Origin of the sequence: Paenibacillus sabuli, assembly GCF_014705605.1 — a bacterium.
GTDB lineage: Bacteria > Bacillota > Bacilli > Paenibacillales > Paenibacillaceae > Paenibacillus_D > Paenibacillus_D sabuli.
Genome location: NZ_JACXIZ010000015.1, coordinates 12835 through 30013 on the forward strand (window position 1 = coordinate 12835; position 17179 = coordinate 30013).

Annotated in this window: 9 protein-coding genes; 8 read left to right on the forward strand and 1 reads right to left on the reverse strand. The window is 55.8% G+C overall.

The window, feature by feature from the left end; genetic code table 11:
* Positions 1–35 precede the first annotated feature (35 nt).
* Positions 36–1358, reverse strand: a complete 1323-nt coding sequence (locus IDH44_RS08925; protein WP_190916808.1) for an extracellular solute-binding protein — start codon at positions 1356–1358, stop codon at positions 36–38.
* 294 nt (positions 1359–1652) lie between these two features.
* Here IDH44_RS08925 and IDH44_RS08930 point away from each other — a divergent pair, with 294 nt between their 5' ends.
* From IDH44_RS08930 to IDH44_RS08965, 8 genes are all read left to right on the forward strand, one after another.
* The gene (locus tag IDH44_RS08930; RefSeq protein WP_190916810.1) at positions 1653–3968 is read left to right on the forward strand and encodes an AraC family transcriptional regulator; all 2316 of its coding nucleotides are present in this window, start codon (positions 1653–1655) and stop codon (positions 3966–3968) included.
* 261 nt (positions 3969–4229) lie between these two features.
* The gene (locus IDH44_RS27125; protein ID WP_190916811.1) at positions 4230–5963 is read left to right on the forward strand and encodes a sensor histidine kinase; all 1734 of its coding nucleotides are present in this window, start codon (positions 4230–4232) and stop codon (positions 5961–5963) included.
* A gap of 28 nt (positions 5964–5991) precedes the next feature.
* Positions 5992–7101 carry a response regulator gene (locus IDH44_RS08940; RefSeq protein ID WP_190916813.1) on the forward strand — a complete coding sequence of 370 codons (1110 nt, stop codon included), beginning with the start codon at positions 5992–5994 and terminating at the stop codon, positions 7099–7101.
* 150 nt (positions 7102–7251) lie between these two features.
* Positions 7252–8208, forward strand: a complete 957-nt coding sequence (locus IDH44_RS08945) for an ABC transporter permease (RefSeq protein ID WP_317890139.1) — start codon at positions 7252–7254, stop codon at positions 8206–8208.
* Between the two features lie 37 nt (positions 8209–8245).
* Positions 8246–9124 (forward strand): carbohydrate ABC transporter permease, encoded by an 879-nt coding sequence (locus tag IDH44_RS08950; RefSeq protein WP_190916815.1) that lies wholly within the window; start codon positions 8246–8248, stop codon positions 9122–9124.
* 66 nt (positions 9125–9190) lie between these two features.
* Positions 9191–10714, forward strand: a complete 1524-nt coding sequence (locus IDH44_RS08955) for an extracellular solute-binding protein (protein WP_190916817.1) — start codon at positions 9191–9193, stop codon at positions 10712–10714.
* 176 nt (positions 10715–10890) lie between these two features.
* The gene (locus tag IDH44_RS08960) at positions 10891–15264 is read left to right on the forward strand and encodes an Ig-like domain-containing protein (RefSeq protein ID WP_190916819.1); all 4374 of its coding nucleotides are present in this window, start codon (positions 10891–10893) and stop codon (positions 15262–15264) included.
* A 13-nt stretch (positions 15265–15277) separates the two neighbouring features.
* On the forward strand, positions 15278–17167 hold the full coding sequence (locus IDH44_RS08965; protein WP_190916821.1) for a beta-N-acetylhexosaminidase: 1890 nt from the start codon (positions 15278–15280) through the stop codon (positions 17165–17167).
* The last annotated feature ends 12 nt before the right edge of the window (positions 17168–17179 follow it).

The following is a 17179-nucleotide window of genomic DNA, read 5'->3' on the forward strand; positions in this document are numbered from 1 at the left end:
GCGGCGCTAACTGCGCTGCCCTTGCTCGCTTGTGCCTACTCGGGTTGTCGATACCAGCGGTTGACTTCCTCCGTAGCGGCGCGACCGCCGTTGTTCCACCATTCGGAACGGAATTCAGCGAAGGAGTCCTCCGACACTTCTCCAGTTACATACTGGTCAAAATATTCGGTGATGTCACTGCTGTAAAGGCCGCCAATGTTATATTGTACGGTTGGCAAAAAGGCTTCTGCAGGATTCCGGATTCCGGATGACCGCACCTGATCCAGGATTGCGCGCTGCTGACGTTGAATATCCGACGGCGCGTGAGGCATGACATAGTAATAAGGGTCGTAGCGGTTCATGAAAAAGATAGCTTCCACGCCCTCCTTTTCCATTCGCGCATGATCGACAAGAGGCTCGGAATTGGCAGCCACGGTATGATGGAACCCTTCGATCCCATACTTGCGAATATGCGCGGCTTCCGCGCTGCTCATCCAGTCCAGCAGCTCGAGCACGCGCTTCACTTTTTCATCCGGGACGCGTGCCGGTATGATGAATTGTCCGTAGAAGCCAGGCCGCTCTGCGAAGCCCGATACGCCCGAGGGGCCGACAGGAGGCGGCAGCATCGCCAATTGCGCGCTCGGATTTTGACGATGAAGGTCTTGTTGGATATGATGAAAATTGCTGATTTGGCTAATCAAAATTCCCGTATGACCGGCAGCAAAGCGCTGATGCATTTGCCGGGTATTCCATTCCTGGTATCGGGGGTCCAATCCTCTTGCCGCGTAGAGCTGACGCATCCAGTTCAAAGCCTGCTCGCGTCCTGTCGTCATATGGCTATGAATCAGTGTGCCATCCTCGGTCGCTTTCCAAATATGGCCGGTGTCGAAGGCGTAGCTCATGTCCCATACCGCGCCCAAATGATGAGAAGCCGCGAAGCCGAATGTATCGGGCTTGCCGTTGCCATCCGGATCCGATGTGGCAAAACGGATGGCTGTACTTGTATAATCGTCTAAAGAACGCGGAGTCGGCATGCCCAAGCGGTCCAGCCAATCCTGCCGGATGAACACCGCTTGATCGACGGTCGCACGCGGCCGAGGGATGCCGAACAGCTTGCCGTCCATGCGCGCGCTTTCCACTATGGAGGCGGGGATGTCCAGCAGATTGGGATAGTCAGTAAGCTGTTCGTCCAAAGGATGGAGCTGGCCGGTCCGCGCATAATTCAGCAATTCCGCCTGAGGAAAGGCCGTCCAGACCAGGGCATCGGGACCGTCTGATTGCGTCATAACGATGCGAGCCCGATTGTTGTAGCTGGTTGCCGCCACCTGGATCAATTCCAGCTTGATATCGAGCTTGTCTTCTATGTAAGCGAGCAGCACCGGCGAATCGGCTGGGTTCGTGTAGATCGGATACATGATCCGAATCGTCGGCCGCTCGTTGTGCACGAGGGCATCGGTCGCAATAGGCTGGACACAGCCGGTTAACGCCAATACAGCGGCGAGCAGCCCGCTGATCAGCACACACATGCGCTTTCTTGAGGTTGGCATACGATTGATCATTTACAGCCCTCCGAATTGACGCTTTGTGTATAGTTTACCGTATCTTAAACAAAAGCGGGTGAAATTTCCGCATTGGATGCTTGAATAACCGGATCACGAAAGGCGGGAGCAGTCATGGGCAAGCAAGCCAACAAAAAAAGATCCATCGCGCAGAGGCTGCTCTTGCTCGGGCTGCTCTTTTCCATTGTTCCCGTAGTAATCGTGAGCACCATCATGTATACGGTCGTCGCACAACGCATGACAACGGAGATCGAGCGGACCAACCTGAATACGATGAATCAGATGCGCGAGCGCATCGAGGGCACGCTGAGTCAGGTCGATCGGATGATCGTACAGGGCATCTATAGCTACAGATTGAATGTGGAGATATACGAGGCAGGGCGCTTCAATTGGAACGCGATTGAGGAAATGACGATGATGCTGGCCGCGCTGGAGGAACTGATCGAGCACGCAGACGAAGTGAGCGTCTACATTCCGGAATCGAAGCGGCAAGTGACGGCGGAAGGTCTGTTCGAGGATCAAGGCAATCTGATGGACGCCTATCTGGACCAGGGAAGCTGGACGGCCGAGGCGCCTTATATGTGGTACGAACGCGTTGCCGAGCCGACGGCGCGTCGCGCAGGGCGCGTGCTTGCCGGACTGACCTTGATCCGCAAGATTCCGATCGCGGCGGAGGCGCCGTACGGGTATTTTATCGTTCACTTGAACGAGCAGGTGTTTGCGGACGTCTTTGACCAAATGAAGCTGGGCCGCACCGGCGGGATGCTCCTGCTCACGCCGGCGGGCAATCGCTATGCGGAGCCTGTCCTGGAGCAAGTGTTGATGGGGCATGAGGCAGATGGAGCGATTGCCCAGGCATTATCCGAGACGACTTCAACGGGCGGCACGATGGTTCGCGGGCCTGGAGGCGCCAGGCATTTGCTTCAGACCTTGGAATCGCCGCTGAACGGGTGGACATATGCCGCGATTGTGCCATACGATGAAATAACGGAGCCCCTACAAACCATGTTCAAGATCTTGTGGGCGACATGTGCGCTGATCGTCGGTATTGCAGGGTTCTTTCTGTTTCGCTTGTATCTTCGTGCTGCCGGGCGCCTGAATGTGCTGCTCGGCCGAATGAAATATAAGGTGCAGCCGGCTGAGCCGGGCCATCGCCCCGCGGATGAGCTCGGGCAGATCGAGCATTACATGGACCGCATGCACGGCGCGCACGAGGCCTTGGCAAGCGATTATCGCCAGTCTGTTCCCGATCTCAAGGCGCATTATGTGCGGCAGTGGTTGACGGAGCCCTTCTCCGAATCGCTTCGGCAGAATCTGACGCGTCACGGTCTTTATGAGCCAGATCGCTTATATGCAGCGTTGTGTATCGAATGGGGCAACGAACCAGCTGCTGCGATCGCTCCTGTGAGCTTGAAAATGGAGGATGTGGTCCTCACCTTGGAAGCCGCAGAAGTCTCTTCTGCTAGGTGCTTCCTGGTCCGACTGGACGAGGATCGTATCGGCGGAATACTGGAGATCGCACAAGGGGGTGCCGACGGGGATGTCAAGCCTTGGGCTAGATCGCGTCTGCAAGTCTTTGTAGAGGCGGCTGTACAGCAGTTGAAGCAGGCAATTGTCATCGGCTGCAGCGGCACAACCGGTGAAGCGGCGGAACTGCAGCATCACTTCCGGCAGGCGGCAGAGGCGCTGCGGCATCGGTTGGTGGACGGCGAGGACAAGATCCTCTTTGCAGACGAGCTTGTGCATGATCCAAGAGCCTTCCGCTATCCGGTTCAAGAGGAGCAAAGCCTGTTATCCGCCATGCATTTGGGCGAGTGGGACGAGGCTGACCTGGCTCTTGAACGGTTCGCGGAGACGTTGAACCGCGAGAATGCACTTTCGGCCAAGCAGCTTGTTCATGCTTACGCGTTGTTGCTGTCCGCATTGTTGCGGATAGGGAGCGCCTTCGGGAGCGGGCTTGCGGTGGAGCAGCGGGTGTTGCGCGCAGATTCGTTCGAACGACTGGCCCGTCTCCGGACGATCGAGCAGATTCATCAGTGGCTGAAGGAGGACGTGATCAAGCAGCTTGCCGCACAGACACACGCGCATCGTGCGTCGGCAAGCGATGAAGATGCGGAAAGGATCCAGCAAGCCATCGCCTACATTCATGATCACTCGGATCAGGACCTCTCCATGAAGCTCATCGCCGAACAGGTTGGTCTGCGCGAGGCGCAATTCAGCCTGCTGTTCAAGCGTCAATCGGGCTTGACCTATACCGATTATGTGATTGCCCATCGCATCGAAAGAGCCAAGGCCTTGCTGGTGCAAACGGACCTGAAGATTGCGGAAATCGCCGGGAGAATGTCCTATGGCAATGCGCAAAACTTTATACGTCTGTTTAAGCAACGGGTGGGCATGACGCCTGGCGAATATCGCAAACGCCACCGCTAGCACCGTGCAAATCCTGTTGAATTTTGCCGCGCCGGGAAGAGCTGCGTCTGGCTGCGCAGAAGCGCGCGGCTGATTCGATGCACCTTGAAGCGGATTTCGCGCTAAAAATTGTGTTCGAATTGCTAAAGATTACAGGATGGAAAACGGTTAAAATAGAGACAAGCCACAGACTCGATGCGTGCGCCCGTCAAAAAGCAAATAGGGGGGATCGCCGTTCATCACATTTGGCAACGGGTTCGTCAATCATTAAAGTGGAAATTGGTGCTCCTCAATTCAGCCATCGTCATCTTTGCCGTGTCCACAATCGGTTTTTTCAGTTACTACGAGTCCTCTGCTGCGATTACACGGGATGTCAAGCGATTTAGCAACGAAGTCCTGCAGCAAGCCAATTTAAATCTAAATCGCTACTACAACGAGTACGATCAATTTTTTTTGCAATTGGAATTCAGCAAGGAGCTCCAGGACTGGATGGAGCTGGGCCCGGATCAAGCGTATGAGAATTATGTGCATTTCAGCAACCTTGTCAACAAATTCATCAAGACCTTCGAGTTCCAGCATCCGGAGATTAAATCGATATCGTTCTCCAATCGGCAAGGCATGGAGCAGCATTATCGGAAGGACGGGCTGGACAAGGACTATTCGCTTCAAAAAGACCCTGTGATATTGGCCGATTTTTCGCCAAAAAACATGGCCATCCTCGTGCGTCGCAGCGAAGACTACGTCGAGCAGGACAGCATTCCGGTCATGACGATGATTAAGGAAGTCTTCTATACGGGAAGCCGCTCGTATATCAAAATGGATGTTGCCGTATATCCCACGCAACAGATCATCCATTCGATTAATCTGGGCGAGCTGGGAAACGCTATGATCGTCGATGACCACAATCGGATTATTTTTCATCGGGATGAGGCAACACGGTTCAAGGCGCTAAATGCGCAGCTGTTTCAGCGTATTGGCGCAGCTGCCAATGGGGCATTTTTGCAACGCGAGACCAGCGAAATTGTGGTGTATCAAACGGTACCTTACACCAATTGGAAATTGGTGGTCGTCATGCCTTTCGCAAAAGTGGCGCTCAGTATCGAAAAGGTGCGCATCGTCACATTTGCGGTGGCGTTAATCAGTCTCATCATTTCGATTGTGCTTGTCGTGCTGCTGTCAAGCTCGATGACACGCCGAATTTCCAGGCTGACGCACGTCATCAAGCGAACGCGAGCCGGAGACCTGAACACGAGGCCCGAAATCGGCGGCGTAGATGAGATAGCTTACCTGGGCGTGGCCTACGAGCGAATGCTCGGCGAGCTGGGGGAGACGATCGACGATCTGGCAGAATCCAAAGCAAGCCAGAAACGCGCGATTTCAACAGCGATGCAATCGCAAATCAATTCGCATTTTTTATACAATACCTTGGAGACGATCCGTTCGCTGGCCAATCTGGCCGATCAAAAGGAAATCGAGCACACGACTGTGGCACTGTCCGATCTGCTTCGCTACGGATCGCAATTGAAGCAAGCGCAATCGACCATCGGAGAAGAATTGGCCAATGCAAGCAACTATTTACGCATTATTCAGGTCCGATTTGGTGAATTGATCAGCTTTGAGATGTCGATGGAGGAGCAAGCGGCGACGGTGCCTTGCTTGCGACTGGTCGTGCAGCCGCTCGTCGAGAATTGTGTCGTGCACGGGGTTGAGGCCCGCGGAGAGGCGGTGCATATCCGCATCATTGTAAAGCGTCCGGAAGCTCATCGCGTTTCGATTACGATAGCCGACGACGGGCCGGGATTTACGGACATTCAGTTGATTGCGCTGCGGCAGCAACTGGCCGGGCATGACCCGGAGCAACGCTATACGGAGGCTTCTCGAATCGGCATTCTGAACGTGCACTACCGCTTGCAGCTCCAATATGGTGCGCGGCATGCCGGTATTCGTGTCGGAGCAGGGGCGTGCGGGGGGGCGGAGGTGACGGTCGAATTTCCGGATGGAAGCGACGCACAATGATCGGCTGCAATGAGGAAGGAGGAAGGGGATGCATCGAGTATTTATTGCCGACGACGAACGGTTCATTCGACTGAGTCTGGCCAAGCGAGTTGGCGCATACGGCTCCAACACATTGATTGCCGGTATGGAAGTCAATGGTGCGCGCGCCATCTCGTGGCTCGAAGAATACATGGCGGATCTATGTCTGATTGATATTCGGATGCCGCTTGTGGACGGACTGGAAGTGGTCGCTTGGATCAACCGGCATCGTCCGTATACAGAGTGTATCATTGTTTCCAGTCATGATGAATTTGACTACGCCAAAAAAGCGCTCCAGCTCGGCGTTGCGGATTATTTGCTGAAGCCGATTCATCAAGATACGCTGCGGGAAGGACTGGATAGATCGCTGGCGCGCATGAGGGAAAGGCGAAGCGTCGCATGTACGCAGCTAATGCTTCGGCATATGCCCCATTATCAACATCGGCTCAAGCAGTGGGTTGATGAAATGCAGGCCCTGAATGACACGAACGTGCTGGCCTTGACGAACCCGACCCTTACTTCGTTCCGGCAATGGATTGGCGAAGACCATGAGCTGCTGCTGCCCCTCGTCTGGAATTGGCTTCGACTTATTGGGGAAATTCTGGAAAAGAAAGGCGTGCAGGTTGAGATCGGCAGCTATGAGCACCTGGACGACGCTGCGCCGACCTTGAAGCGTGACGAGGCGGGCGAACATGTCTTTGCGCTGGCGGTTCGTTATTTTAACCGTGAACTCGAACGCATGCTGCAGCAATGCGCGAACGCCTGGAACAGCAGTACGCTTCAGATTATTGAGCTGGCGATGGACTATATACGCGGGAACTACCATCGCACACTGCGCTTGCAGGAGATTGCCGATCATGTCGCCATGAACAAAAACTATCTTTGCGAGGTTTTTAAAAATGCAACGGGTATGACTGTGTGGAATTACATCAAGGACATCCGCATGAAAGCAGCGGAGGAACTCGTGCTTACGACTTCCCTGAAGGTGTACGAAATCGCGCACCGGGTAGGCTATAAGAACAGCATTCATTTTTCCAAAACCTTTAAAAGCAGCTTTGCGTTAAATCCGTTGGAATACCGGGACAAAGTCAAAATTGCGAACAAGCGGCTGAACCCTTGATGGGTTCGACCGCTTGTTCGTCTATGTCTGCTTTCCATTTGAAAAGCTCTGAACATTGCGATATAAATCCGAATGTAAACACATTGGCATGAAAGCGGTGTTCTTTTAAACTGATAAAAACAATGATTTGGACAGGATCGGGGGAGCGGAGTGAAAAAAACAAAGGTGTTTAACGAGGCGGCTTCACTGCAGCATAATGCCAGGGGCTTAAGCAATTGGACGTACTTCAAACGAAATCATGCGCTGTACGTGTTGCTTGCGCCGGCCGTATTGTATTTTTTAATTTTCAAGTACATTCCAATGGTCGGGCTGGTGTTTGCGTTTCAGGATTACAACATCTTTGACGGCGTGTTTGCGAGCGAATGGGTAGGATTTAAATGGTTCGAGCAATTTTTCACAATGCCGCAATCCCGAAGGGTATTAGGGAATACGCTCATCATAAACCTGTATCAATTGTTCTTTACGTTTCCCGCACCGATTATCTTGGCCTGTTTATTAAACGAGCTGCGCCATGTCATTTTTAAACGGATCGTTCAAACTGTCGCCTACCTGCCGCACTTTTTTTCCTGGACGATCATTTACGGCATAGCATTCATGCTGCTCTCGACGAAAGGTGTGGTCAACCAGGCGGTCATCGGCATGGGGGGAGAGGCGATTCCGTTTCTGCAAAAACCGGAATTATTTCGATCGATCATTATCTCGTCGCAAATGTGGAAGGAAACGGGATGGAGCGCGATTATCTTCCTGGCCGCGCTATCCGGTATCAGTCCCTCGCTGTACGAGGCGGCGCAGATCGATGGCGCCGGACGATGGCAGCAATTTATGAACATTACGTTGCCGGGCCTGATGCCGGCGATTATGATTGTGTTCTTGCTTAATATTGGAAACATCATGGACCTGGGCTTCGAGCATATCTGGGTGTTCCTGAATCCGTTAACCTACGCAACCGGCGACGTCCTAGAGACCTTTACATACCGGGTCGGAATCGGCCAAGGCATGTACAGCTTTACGACAGCGATCGGACTGTTCAAATCATTGATCGGGTTGATCATGGTGGTGCTTGCGAACACAATGAGCAAAAGATTGACGGGTGAAAGCATCTACTGATCGTCGGTAGATACATCGAAAGGAAGGAGTGGAAGCGATGCGTATCAAGTCATCGATTGGAAGCCGTATTTTCGACTCATTTAATGTGATTGGTTTATGTTTGTTTTCAGTGCTCATTATGCTACCGGTCGTCAATGTCGTTTCCGCGTCGTTCAGCTCTGAACAAGCGCTGACCAAAAGCAGGGTGTCCTTCTGGCCGGTTGATTTCCACTATGGCAACTATGAAGCGGTGATGGAGAATTCTGTATTCTGGAATGCATTCCTCGTTACCATTTGCGTCGTCGTCATGGGAACATTGACTAACCTGGTTCTCACCGTATCGGCAGCATATCCGCTCTCCCGGCGATTTCTAAGGGGCCGCAAGCCGATCTTGATGGGTATTCTGTTCACAATGATTTTTCAAGCTCCGCTCATTCCGACCTATTTACTGATCAAAAATTTAAATCTGATGGATTCCATCTGGGCCTTGTTCGTGCCGATGGCCTGCGGGGCGTTCAATGTCATGCTGTGTATGACATTCCTCAGAGTCAACGTTCCCGAAGAGCTGCTGGAAGCGGCCAAGGTGGACGGCATGTCCGAATACGGCATTGTCGCCAAGATCGTCGTGCCGTTGTCCATGCCGATTATCATGACGCTGATGCTGTTCTCCGCGGTGTCGCTATGGAACAATTACATGCTCGCGTTGTTATATATCACGGAAGCGAGACTGCGACCGTTGCAGCTTTATTTGTATCAGCTCATTTCGCAAGGCAACATGATGGAGTATGCCGATGTCATTGATACGGCCACGTCAAGTTCGCCGATCGGCATTCAAATGGCGACCGTGGTCATTTCCACCCTGCCGATTGTTGTGGTGTATCCTTTCATCCAGAAGCATTTCATCAAAGGCGCGTTGCTTGGTTCAATTAAAGAATGAGTGTCCGCGGGCTGCGATCCTTCGTGATCCGTCCCGTACACAATAAAAAACGATGGGGGAATGAACATGCGTGACATGAGATTCCGCATAGGGTCGTCTGCGATGGGGATCGCGATGGTGCTGCTCCTGGCGGCCGGATGCGGCAACAATGCGGAACCGGCAGGGAATCAGACAGGCGCCGATCAGCAAGAAAGCGCCGGCGAGGGTATGGAAGAAGCGCCGGGCAAGGTGACGATGTACTATTCGGATCATCTAAAGGCCGTGCCGACACAGAAGACGATGGATATTCCGACGTTCAAGTACATGGGCGAACAAACGAATATCGACCTGGACTTTCGATTTTTGCCGCATGACAACTACGCCGAACAAATTCGCCTGAAATTCGCGGCGAACGATCTGCCGGATGTGTTCATGTTCTATGGTGTCAGTGGCATCGTCTCGGAGCTGCTCGAGCATGATCAATTGGCCGACCTGACTGCGCTGATCGACGAATACGGCCCGCACCTGAAGGAGCAAATTCCGCAGGAAGCCTGGGATCTGGTGACGATCGACGGCAAAATCATGGGCGTGCCGACCGTCAAGCAAATCCTGGTCGACCGGATCCTGTATGTGCGCCAGGACCTGTCTGACGAACTGGGTCTGAAGACGCCGACCACTTCGGACGAGCTGCTGGACTACTACCGCGCGCTCAAGGCGGCCTACCCTGACGAGTATCCGGTGAGCGGCAGACAAAATTTCTCGTGGATGGACAACCTGTTCGGCATGTGGGGCGTGCCGTTCGGCACCGAAAAAATCGTGGACGGCGAGCTATTGCCGGCCGAGCTCCAGCCGGAAATGAAAGAGGCGCTGCAATTCATGCGCACGCTGTATGAAGAGAAATTGATCGATCCGGACTTCATGACCAATTCGGGGCAAGTGTGGGTGCAAAAAATCAGTTCCGGCGATGTGTTCAGCTGGGTGCACAACGCGACGCAGACGGCGAAATGGCAAGAGCGGCTGGATGATGTGATCGGCGGGGAGAGTCCGAATGTCATGCCGATTGCGACGCCGCGCGGCACCGGCTACGACGGTGAGCTGGGCGGCGAAAAGAACGTCCTGTCGCGTACGTTCTGGGTACCGAAAAATTCGGAAAACGCAGCCTCCGTCATCCGCATGCTGGACTGGATGCTCTCCGATGAAGGACAACTGTACACCGAGCTGGGCATTGAAGGCGACACGTGGACGCGGGACGGTGATTCAATCGTGTATGACGCCGAAAAAGACGGAGAAAACGGGCTTCGGCAATCCATGGTCCTGCATGCGTTCAACGAAGAAGCGACTCGCGCCAAGATGGGTGAAGCCGAGTACGAAAAATATATACTGGGCATCAATCTCACCAAATCGGAAGGGGTAACGAACTTGACGGAAGCGATGCCGGCCACCTCAATCGTTCACGACCTGCGTGGGATGTACATTGAAATGGCTGCCCAGGTCGTCATCGGCGGCGCGCCGCTGGACGAGACATTCGACCAGTTCGTCACGGCCTACCGGGCCAACGGCGGAGATGAATTCATTCAGTACATGACAGACTGGTACAACAGCACGCATTAATCGATTCGCAAGATGTCCATCGCATTCACAACGCATGTCTGATCCATAGAGGGTCAGACATGCCGCTCTATGCAGGCAAGCCAATCCGATCTTGGTGAGAGAGAAAGGTGGTTGATTGTGACATGAAGAGGTATGCGAGGCACGGGCGTAACGGGTGGAGAATGATCGCAGCGCTTATGGTAGTGGTCTTGATAGGGAGCAGTGTGCCGATTTCCTTCACTGTGAAGTCCGCGCAAGCCGCGTCGACCAATCTGCTTACAAATGGTGATTTTGAGGACTTCTCCACGGCAACAGGAGGAGGATGGACGGATTGGCAAGCCGATGGCTGGACGACGTACTTCTACTCCGGGGATGCGACCTTCACGGTCGATCAGACGGTTCGGCATAGCGGCGATGCCTCGGTCAAGATCGAGGCGGATGACACAAGCCGTGCGAAGATCGGGCGCTACGTATCCGTGGAGGAGGGTGCCTACTATGATGTCGAGGGATGGATCAAGACGGCGAATCTGGTGACGGAAGCCTCCGGCACGCGTATCCGGATCATGTTCTACAATGCGAGCAATCAGAATCTGGAGCAGCATGTCATGTTCGGAGCGCTGCAAGGCACGCAGGACTGGACCCGGGTTCATCAGCGTATTCAGCCGCCGGAGGGTGCAGTCAAAATGATCGTGGAAGCCTTCATCTGGCTCGCGGAAGGCGAGGTGTGGTTCGACGATCTGTCGGTTCGCGCGTCGACCAATCTGCTTACAAATGGTGATTTTGAGGACTTCTCCACGGCAACAGGAGGAGGATGGACGGATTGGCAAGCCGATGGCTGGACGACGTACTTCTACTCCGGGGATGCGACCTTCACGGTCGATCAGACGGTTCGGCATAGCGGCGATGCCTCGGTCAAGATCGAGGCGGATGACACAAGCCGTGCGAAGATCGGGCGCTACGTATCCGTGGAGGAGGGTGCCTACTATGATGTCGAGGGATGGATCAAGACGGCGAATCTGGTGACGGAAGCCTCCGGCACGCGTATCCGGATCATGTTCTACAATGCGAGCAATCAGAATCTGGAGCAGCATGTCATGTTCGGAGACCTGCAAGGCACGCAGGACTGGACCCGGGTTCAGCAGCGTATTCAGCCGCCGGAGGGTGCAGTCAAAATGATCGTGGAAGCCTTCATCTGGCTCGCGGAAGGCGAGGTGTGGTTCGACGATCTGTCGGTTCAACAGGTCACACCGGTGACGGGTGTAGCGTTGGATCAACGCACCGGCGTACTCGATCTTGCCGAGTCGCTGACTCTGGCAGCGACGATCCTGCCGGCGAACGCAACCTACCCCGAGCTCGTATGGTCTTCATCGAATCCAACCGTAGCGGAAGTGACCTACGACGGAACGGTAACCGGGGTGTCGCCCGGTATGGCTGTCGTCACGGCCCAAGCGGTCGACGGACTGCCGAATTCGACATTCATCGTCTCTGTGGATCCGGACGGATACGACCTGCCGTCCGTGCAGTACACGGCGCTGACCGATCAGTCGCAGGCCATCTCGGGACAATTGAGCGAGCAGGACGGCTCTGGTCATCCGCTGAGCTATGAGGTGATGGAGCAGCCCTCGGGCGGTTGGCTGCATGTCGGTCCGTCAGGAGCCTGGACCTATGTGCCGCACGCCGCATACACAGGCGAGGATCGCTTCGTGGTAACGGTCGTCAACGGGGACGGGGGTCTTGGCAGTGCGGAGGTCACGATCCAGGTCGGAGCGATCAATCATTCGCCAAGCGCCGGGACGATACCTGTCCAGACCCGGATGAACGTGCCGATATCGGGCAATGTCGAGGCCTACGATGCGGATCAAGATGCGCTCCAGTACAGCGTGGCAACCGCGCCGGAGCGTGGCACGGCATCAATTGACGCATCAGGGACCTGGTCCTATACGCCGGATACGGACGAGGTCGGTGCGGATCGGTTCACCGTATCGGTCGAGGACGAGCATGGCGCCGACACCGAGACCGATGTTCAGGTGTACATCGCACCGACCGGCGCTGATATGATCACGAAGCTGACTGCGGTGACAGCGGGCGCTCACCCGAGGCTGATGATCGACAGCGCGGATGTGACGCGCATGCAGACACAGGTGCTCTCGGACCCGAACATGGCGGCCTGGTACGCCAATGTGAAGAGCGCTGCTGACGACCTGCTTGCGGCGCCGGTATCCGACAACGAAGCGAATATGCTGGATACGGCACGCACCATCCTGAGCCGGGTACAGACGCTGGCTTTGACGTATCTGATCAGCGAGGATACGACGTACGCGGAACGCGCATGGGATGAATTGGAGACGGCTGCCGATTTTGACCATTGGAATCCGAGCCACTTTCTCGATACGGCCGAGATGACGCATGCCTTCGCGATCGGCTACGATTGGCTGTACCACTACTGGTCGTCCGCTCGCCGAGATACGCTGCGCACGGCGATCGTGGACAAGGGGCTGGAGCCTGCGCTCAGCCGGTACAATAATGAAACCTGGTGGTCCTACTCCGAGCATAATTGGAATGGCGTGATAGGCGGAGGCATCGGAATGGGCGCGCTGGCGATTGGCGACGAATCGACGCAACTGGAGACGCTCGCCGGCGACGTGCTCGCGCAGATCATGTCATCCGTGCCGATTATGCTGGCGAGCTACAGTCCGGAAGGCGGCTGGTCGGAGGGCCCAATGTACTGGCGTTACGGCACGCGGTATATCGTGTATCTGATCGATTCCCTCGACAGTGCGTTGCAGACCGATTACGACTTGTCGAGTCTGCCGGGACTGGCCAGCACTTTCGACTATTTGATGCATGTTAACGGAGCGCAGGGCGCATTTAATTACTCCGATGCGAATCCTGGCGATTATCCGTCGGACCTGGCGCTCTGGTTCGCTGATCGCTACGATAATTCCGACTATGTCTGGTATCACCGCAATGTCTACGATGCGCCCGGGACGGGCGGCGTATTCGACATGATCTACTATCGGGACGACCTGTATAGTCAAGCCACTGCGCCCGAGACGCTGGACGGCTACTTCCGAAATACGGAAATGGTGGATATGCGCAGCGACTGGCTGGATCCGTATCGGCAATATGTCGGATTCGCAGGCGGCGACAACCGGGACGGAGAGGGGCATGCGCACCTGGATCTGGGCTCGTTCGTCTACGATGCACTAGGTCAGCGCTGGGCGCTTGATCTCGGCGGCGACAGCTACAGCCTGCCCGGGTATTCCGGGTCGAGCCGCTGGTCTTATTACCGGCTGCGTGCGGAAGGTCACAATACGCTGGTGATGAACCCGGGCAGCGCTCCGGAGCAGCAACCGACTGCGAAGGCTGTCATGGAACGGGTAGAAAGCGCGCCGCAGGGCGCATTGGCTATCGCCGATCTGACGCAAGCGTATCAACAGGATGCGCTGTTAGCCAAGCGGGGCGTGAAGCTGATGGAGATGCGCAAGCAATTCATGGTACAGGACGAGTTCCTGCTGCGGGAGCCGTCGGAACTGTACTGGTTCATGCACACGACCGCTGATATCGACATCATCGAGGAGGGGCGCGCGGCTGTCCTGCAACTGGAGGACAAGAAGCTGTACGTCAAGGCGATCGAGGCGCCGGCCAATGCGCAGTTCGAGGTCTTGAATGCCAGACCGCTGGCCTCATCGCCTGATCCGGAAGGGCAGGCATTGAATCAAGGCATTCGCAAGCTGGCTCTGCACATGGACGGCGTGCAGCAAGGAAGTGTATCGATCTGGATGGTGCCGCTGTGGGAAAATGAAGCGTTGCCGGTGACGGCGCCCGAATTCGTACCGCTGAGCGAATGGACGCTGCCTGAAGGGGAGCTGGAGGCGCCGCAGCCACAGCCACAACTGGACGATCTGCGTCTGGACGGCGAGACAATTGAGGGATTCGATCCGGCGCACACGTATTACGAAGTCGTCCTGCCGTACGACCAGACGACGATCCCTTCCGTCACCGCGACTTCGTCGGTGTACGGTGTAAGCGTAGATCCGGCCGGATCGCTGCCGGGCCGCACCGTTGTTCATGTGACGGATACGGTCTACACGGAGCGGACGCATGCGTACACCGTATCGTTCGTCACGGGTCCGCGTATCGGCGATCTGCCGCCGGAGTATGAGTGGCCGATCAGCGCGGTGACGGCGAGCGCTTCACCGCAAGCCGATCAGGGTTATACGCCGGACAAGACGATCGACGGCAACCTCGGTACGCGCTGGTCTGCTTCCGGCGAACAATGGTTGCAGTACGACCTGGGCGAGTCGCGAGCGATAGGCTCGGTATCGATCGCGTATCTGAATGGCGATTCGCGCAACTACTATTTGGATATTCTTGCTTCATCGGACGGCGAGTCGTGGGAGATGTTGTTGTCCACCCGTAGTTCCGGCATGACATCACAGCCCGAGTTGTTCGTCGTCCCGGAGACGTCAGCGCGATATATTCGTGTGCTGGGCAGGGGATTCGCAGCAGGCTTGTCATCCGGTAACTGGAACAGCGTGACAGAGGTGTCGATTTTCAAGCCAGAGTAGACGGAGGAAGCAGATGACATTTCAATTTCAAGGCGAGGTTACTGAGCTGCAAGAGGGAATCGAGGCATTGAAGGAGATGCTCGGGCCGGCCGCAGCGCCGGGCTCCGAGCCGATAAGAATCGCGGTTGAGCACAGCGACGGCCCGCTTGAGGTGGCGTTGCAAGACGGGGCAGGCAAGATCCGTTTCAAGGAGCGCGTACATTTTTTTAGAGGGCTGGGGCTGTTCGCGGAGCTGGCGAGTCGAGAATCGTCGTTCTCGCATGTTGAGCAGCCGGGCTTCGCGATGAGCGGCGTAATGCTTGATGCCTCGCGCAATGCAGTCATGCGCGTCGCCAGCATCAAAAAGCTGCTCCGCATGATGGCGCTGATGGGGCTGAACAATCTGATGCTGTATACCGAGGACACGTACACCGTGGAGGATGCCCCTTACTTCGGGTATATGCGCGGACGGTACAGCTTTGCCGAATTGAAGGAAGCCGATGACTATGCCGAGCTGTTCGGAATCGAAATGATGCCGTGCATGCAGACGCTGGCGCATCTGAAAAAAGGCCTGCAGTGGGATGATGCGGCGGAGCTGCGCGACACGGATTCGATCCTGCTGGCGGATCAGCCCCGTACCTATGAATGGATCGAGCGGATGATTGTGGCGGCCTCAGCCCCCTTTCGCAGCAAGCGAATCCATATCGGCATGGATGAAGCGCACGAGCTCGGCCTGGGCAAGTACCTGGACCTGAATGGGTACAAGCCGCGCTTCGAGATTATGAACCGCCACTTGCGCGAGGTACTGCGGATTACCGGCAAGCACGGGCTGCAGCCGATGATCTGGAGCGATATGTACTTCCGTATCGCCTCGCCTACCCATGATTACTACGATCTCGAGGCCGAAATTCCGTCGGCGGTCATCGAGGAGATGCCCGCTGACGTGCAATATGTGTACTGGGATTATTATCATCGCGATCCACAGGTCTATGCGGAAATGCTGCGGCGCCACAAGCGCTTCGGCACCAAGCCGGTGTTCGCCGGCGGAGTGTGGACCTGGGGCTCTATCGCGCCGAATTACGGTGTGACGTTCGCACATACGGACGCGGCGCTGACCGCCTGCAGGGAGGAAGGCATCGACGAGGTGTTCGCTACGCTGTGGGGAGATGGCGGTCAGGAGACGAATCAGTTCACCGGCCTGCTCGGCCTGCAGTTATTCGCGGAACATACGTATGCAGCGCAGGCTCCGGAGCCAGAGTGGCTCAAGCGTCGTCTCGTGCAATGCACCGGCTGCGATGCGGAAGCATTCCTGGCAATGGCGCGGATCGATGAGACGCCTGGCGTCGCCGAGGGCAACCCGCACACGTCCAATCCGTCCAAGTTCCTGCTCTGGCAGGATGTGCTGCTCGGTCTGTTCGACAAGCAGGTGGAGCCATTCGAGCTCACCGCTCACTTCGCTCGGGTGGAGACGCAATTGCGCGCGCTGCAGGCGTCGAATCCGCAGATCGACTCCTTGCTGGACTACTACGCGCAGCTCAGCGGCGTGCTGAAGGTGAAATGGGACATCGGTCTGCGAATGAAGCGGCGGTACGATCAAGGGGACAAGGCAGGTCTGCGAGCCATCGCGCGCCAGCTGAGCGAGCTGCAGGAGCAGGTGGAGCGGCTTCGCCTGGCGCATCGACAGCAATGGCTCGAGGTGTACAAGCCGCACGGCTGGGAGGTCCTGGACATCCGTTACGGCGGGCTGGCCGCGCGTCTGGCGACGGCACAGGATCGACTCGAGCAGTATGCAAGCGGCACGATCGCGTGCGTGGAGGAGCTGGAGGAGCAGCGGTTGCCGTTCGATTGGCGGCATCCGGCAATGGAAGGTTCGCTCGGTCGATGCGAACAGCACCTGCGGATCTCGACCGCCAATTCGTTGTAAGGAATGGGCATA

Coding starts and splice junctions, on each gene's coding strand:
- IDH44_RS08940 (WP_190916813.1), top strand. CDS start 5,992: ATGCATCGAGTATTTATTGCCGACGACGAACGGTTCATTCGACTGAGT.
- IDH44_RS08965 (WP_190916821.1), top strand. CDS start 15,278: ATGACATTTCAATTTCAAGGCGAGGTTACTGAGCTGCAAGAGGGAATC.
- IDH44_RS08955 (WP_190916817.1), top strand. CDS start 9,191: ATGCGTGACATGAGATTCCGCATAGGGTCGTCTGCGATGGGGATCGCG.
- IDH44_RS08960 (WP_190916819.1), top strand. CDS start 10,891: ATGGTAGTGGTCTTGATAGGGAGCAGTGTGCCGATTTCCTTCACTGTG.
- IDH44_RS08930 (WP_190916810.1), top strand. CDS start 1,653: ATGGGCAAGCAAGCCAACAAAAAAAGATCCATCGCGCAGAGGCTGCTC.
- IDH44_RS08950 (WP_190916815.1), top strand. CDS start 8,246: ATGCGTATCAAGTCATCGATTGGAAGCCGTATTTTCGACTCATTTAAT.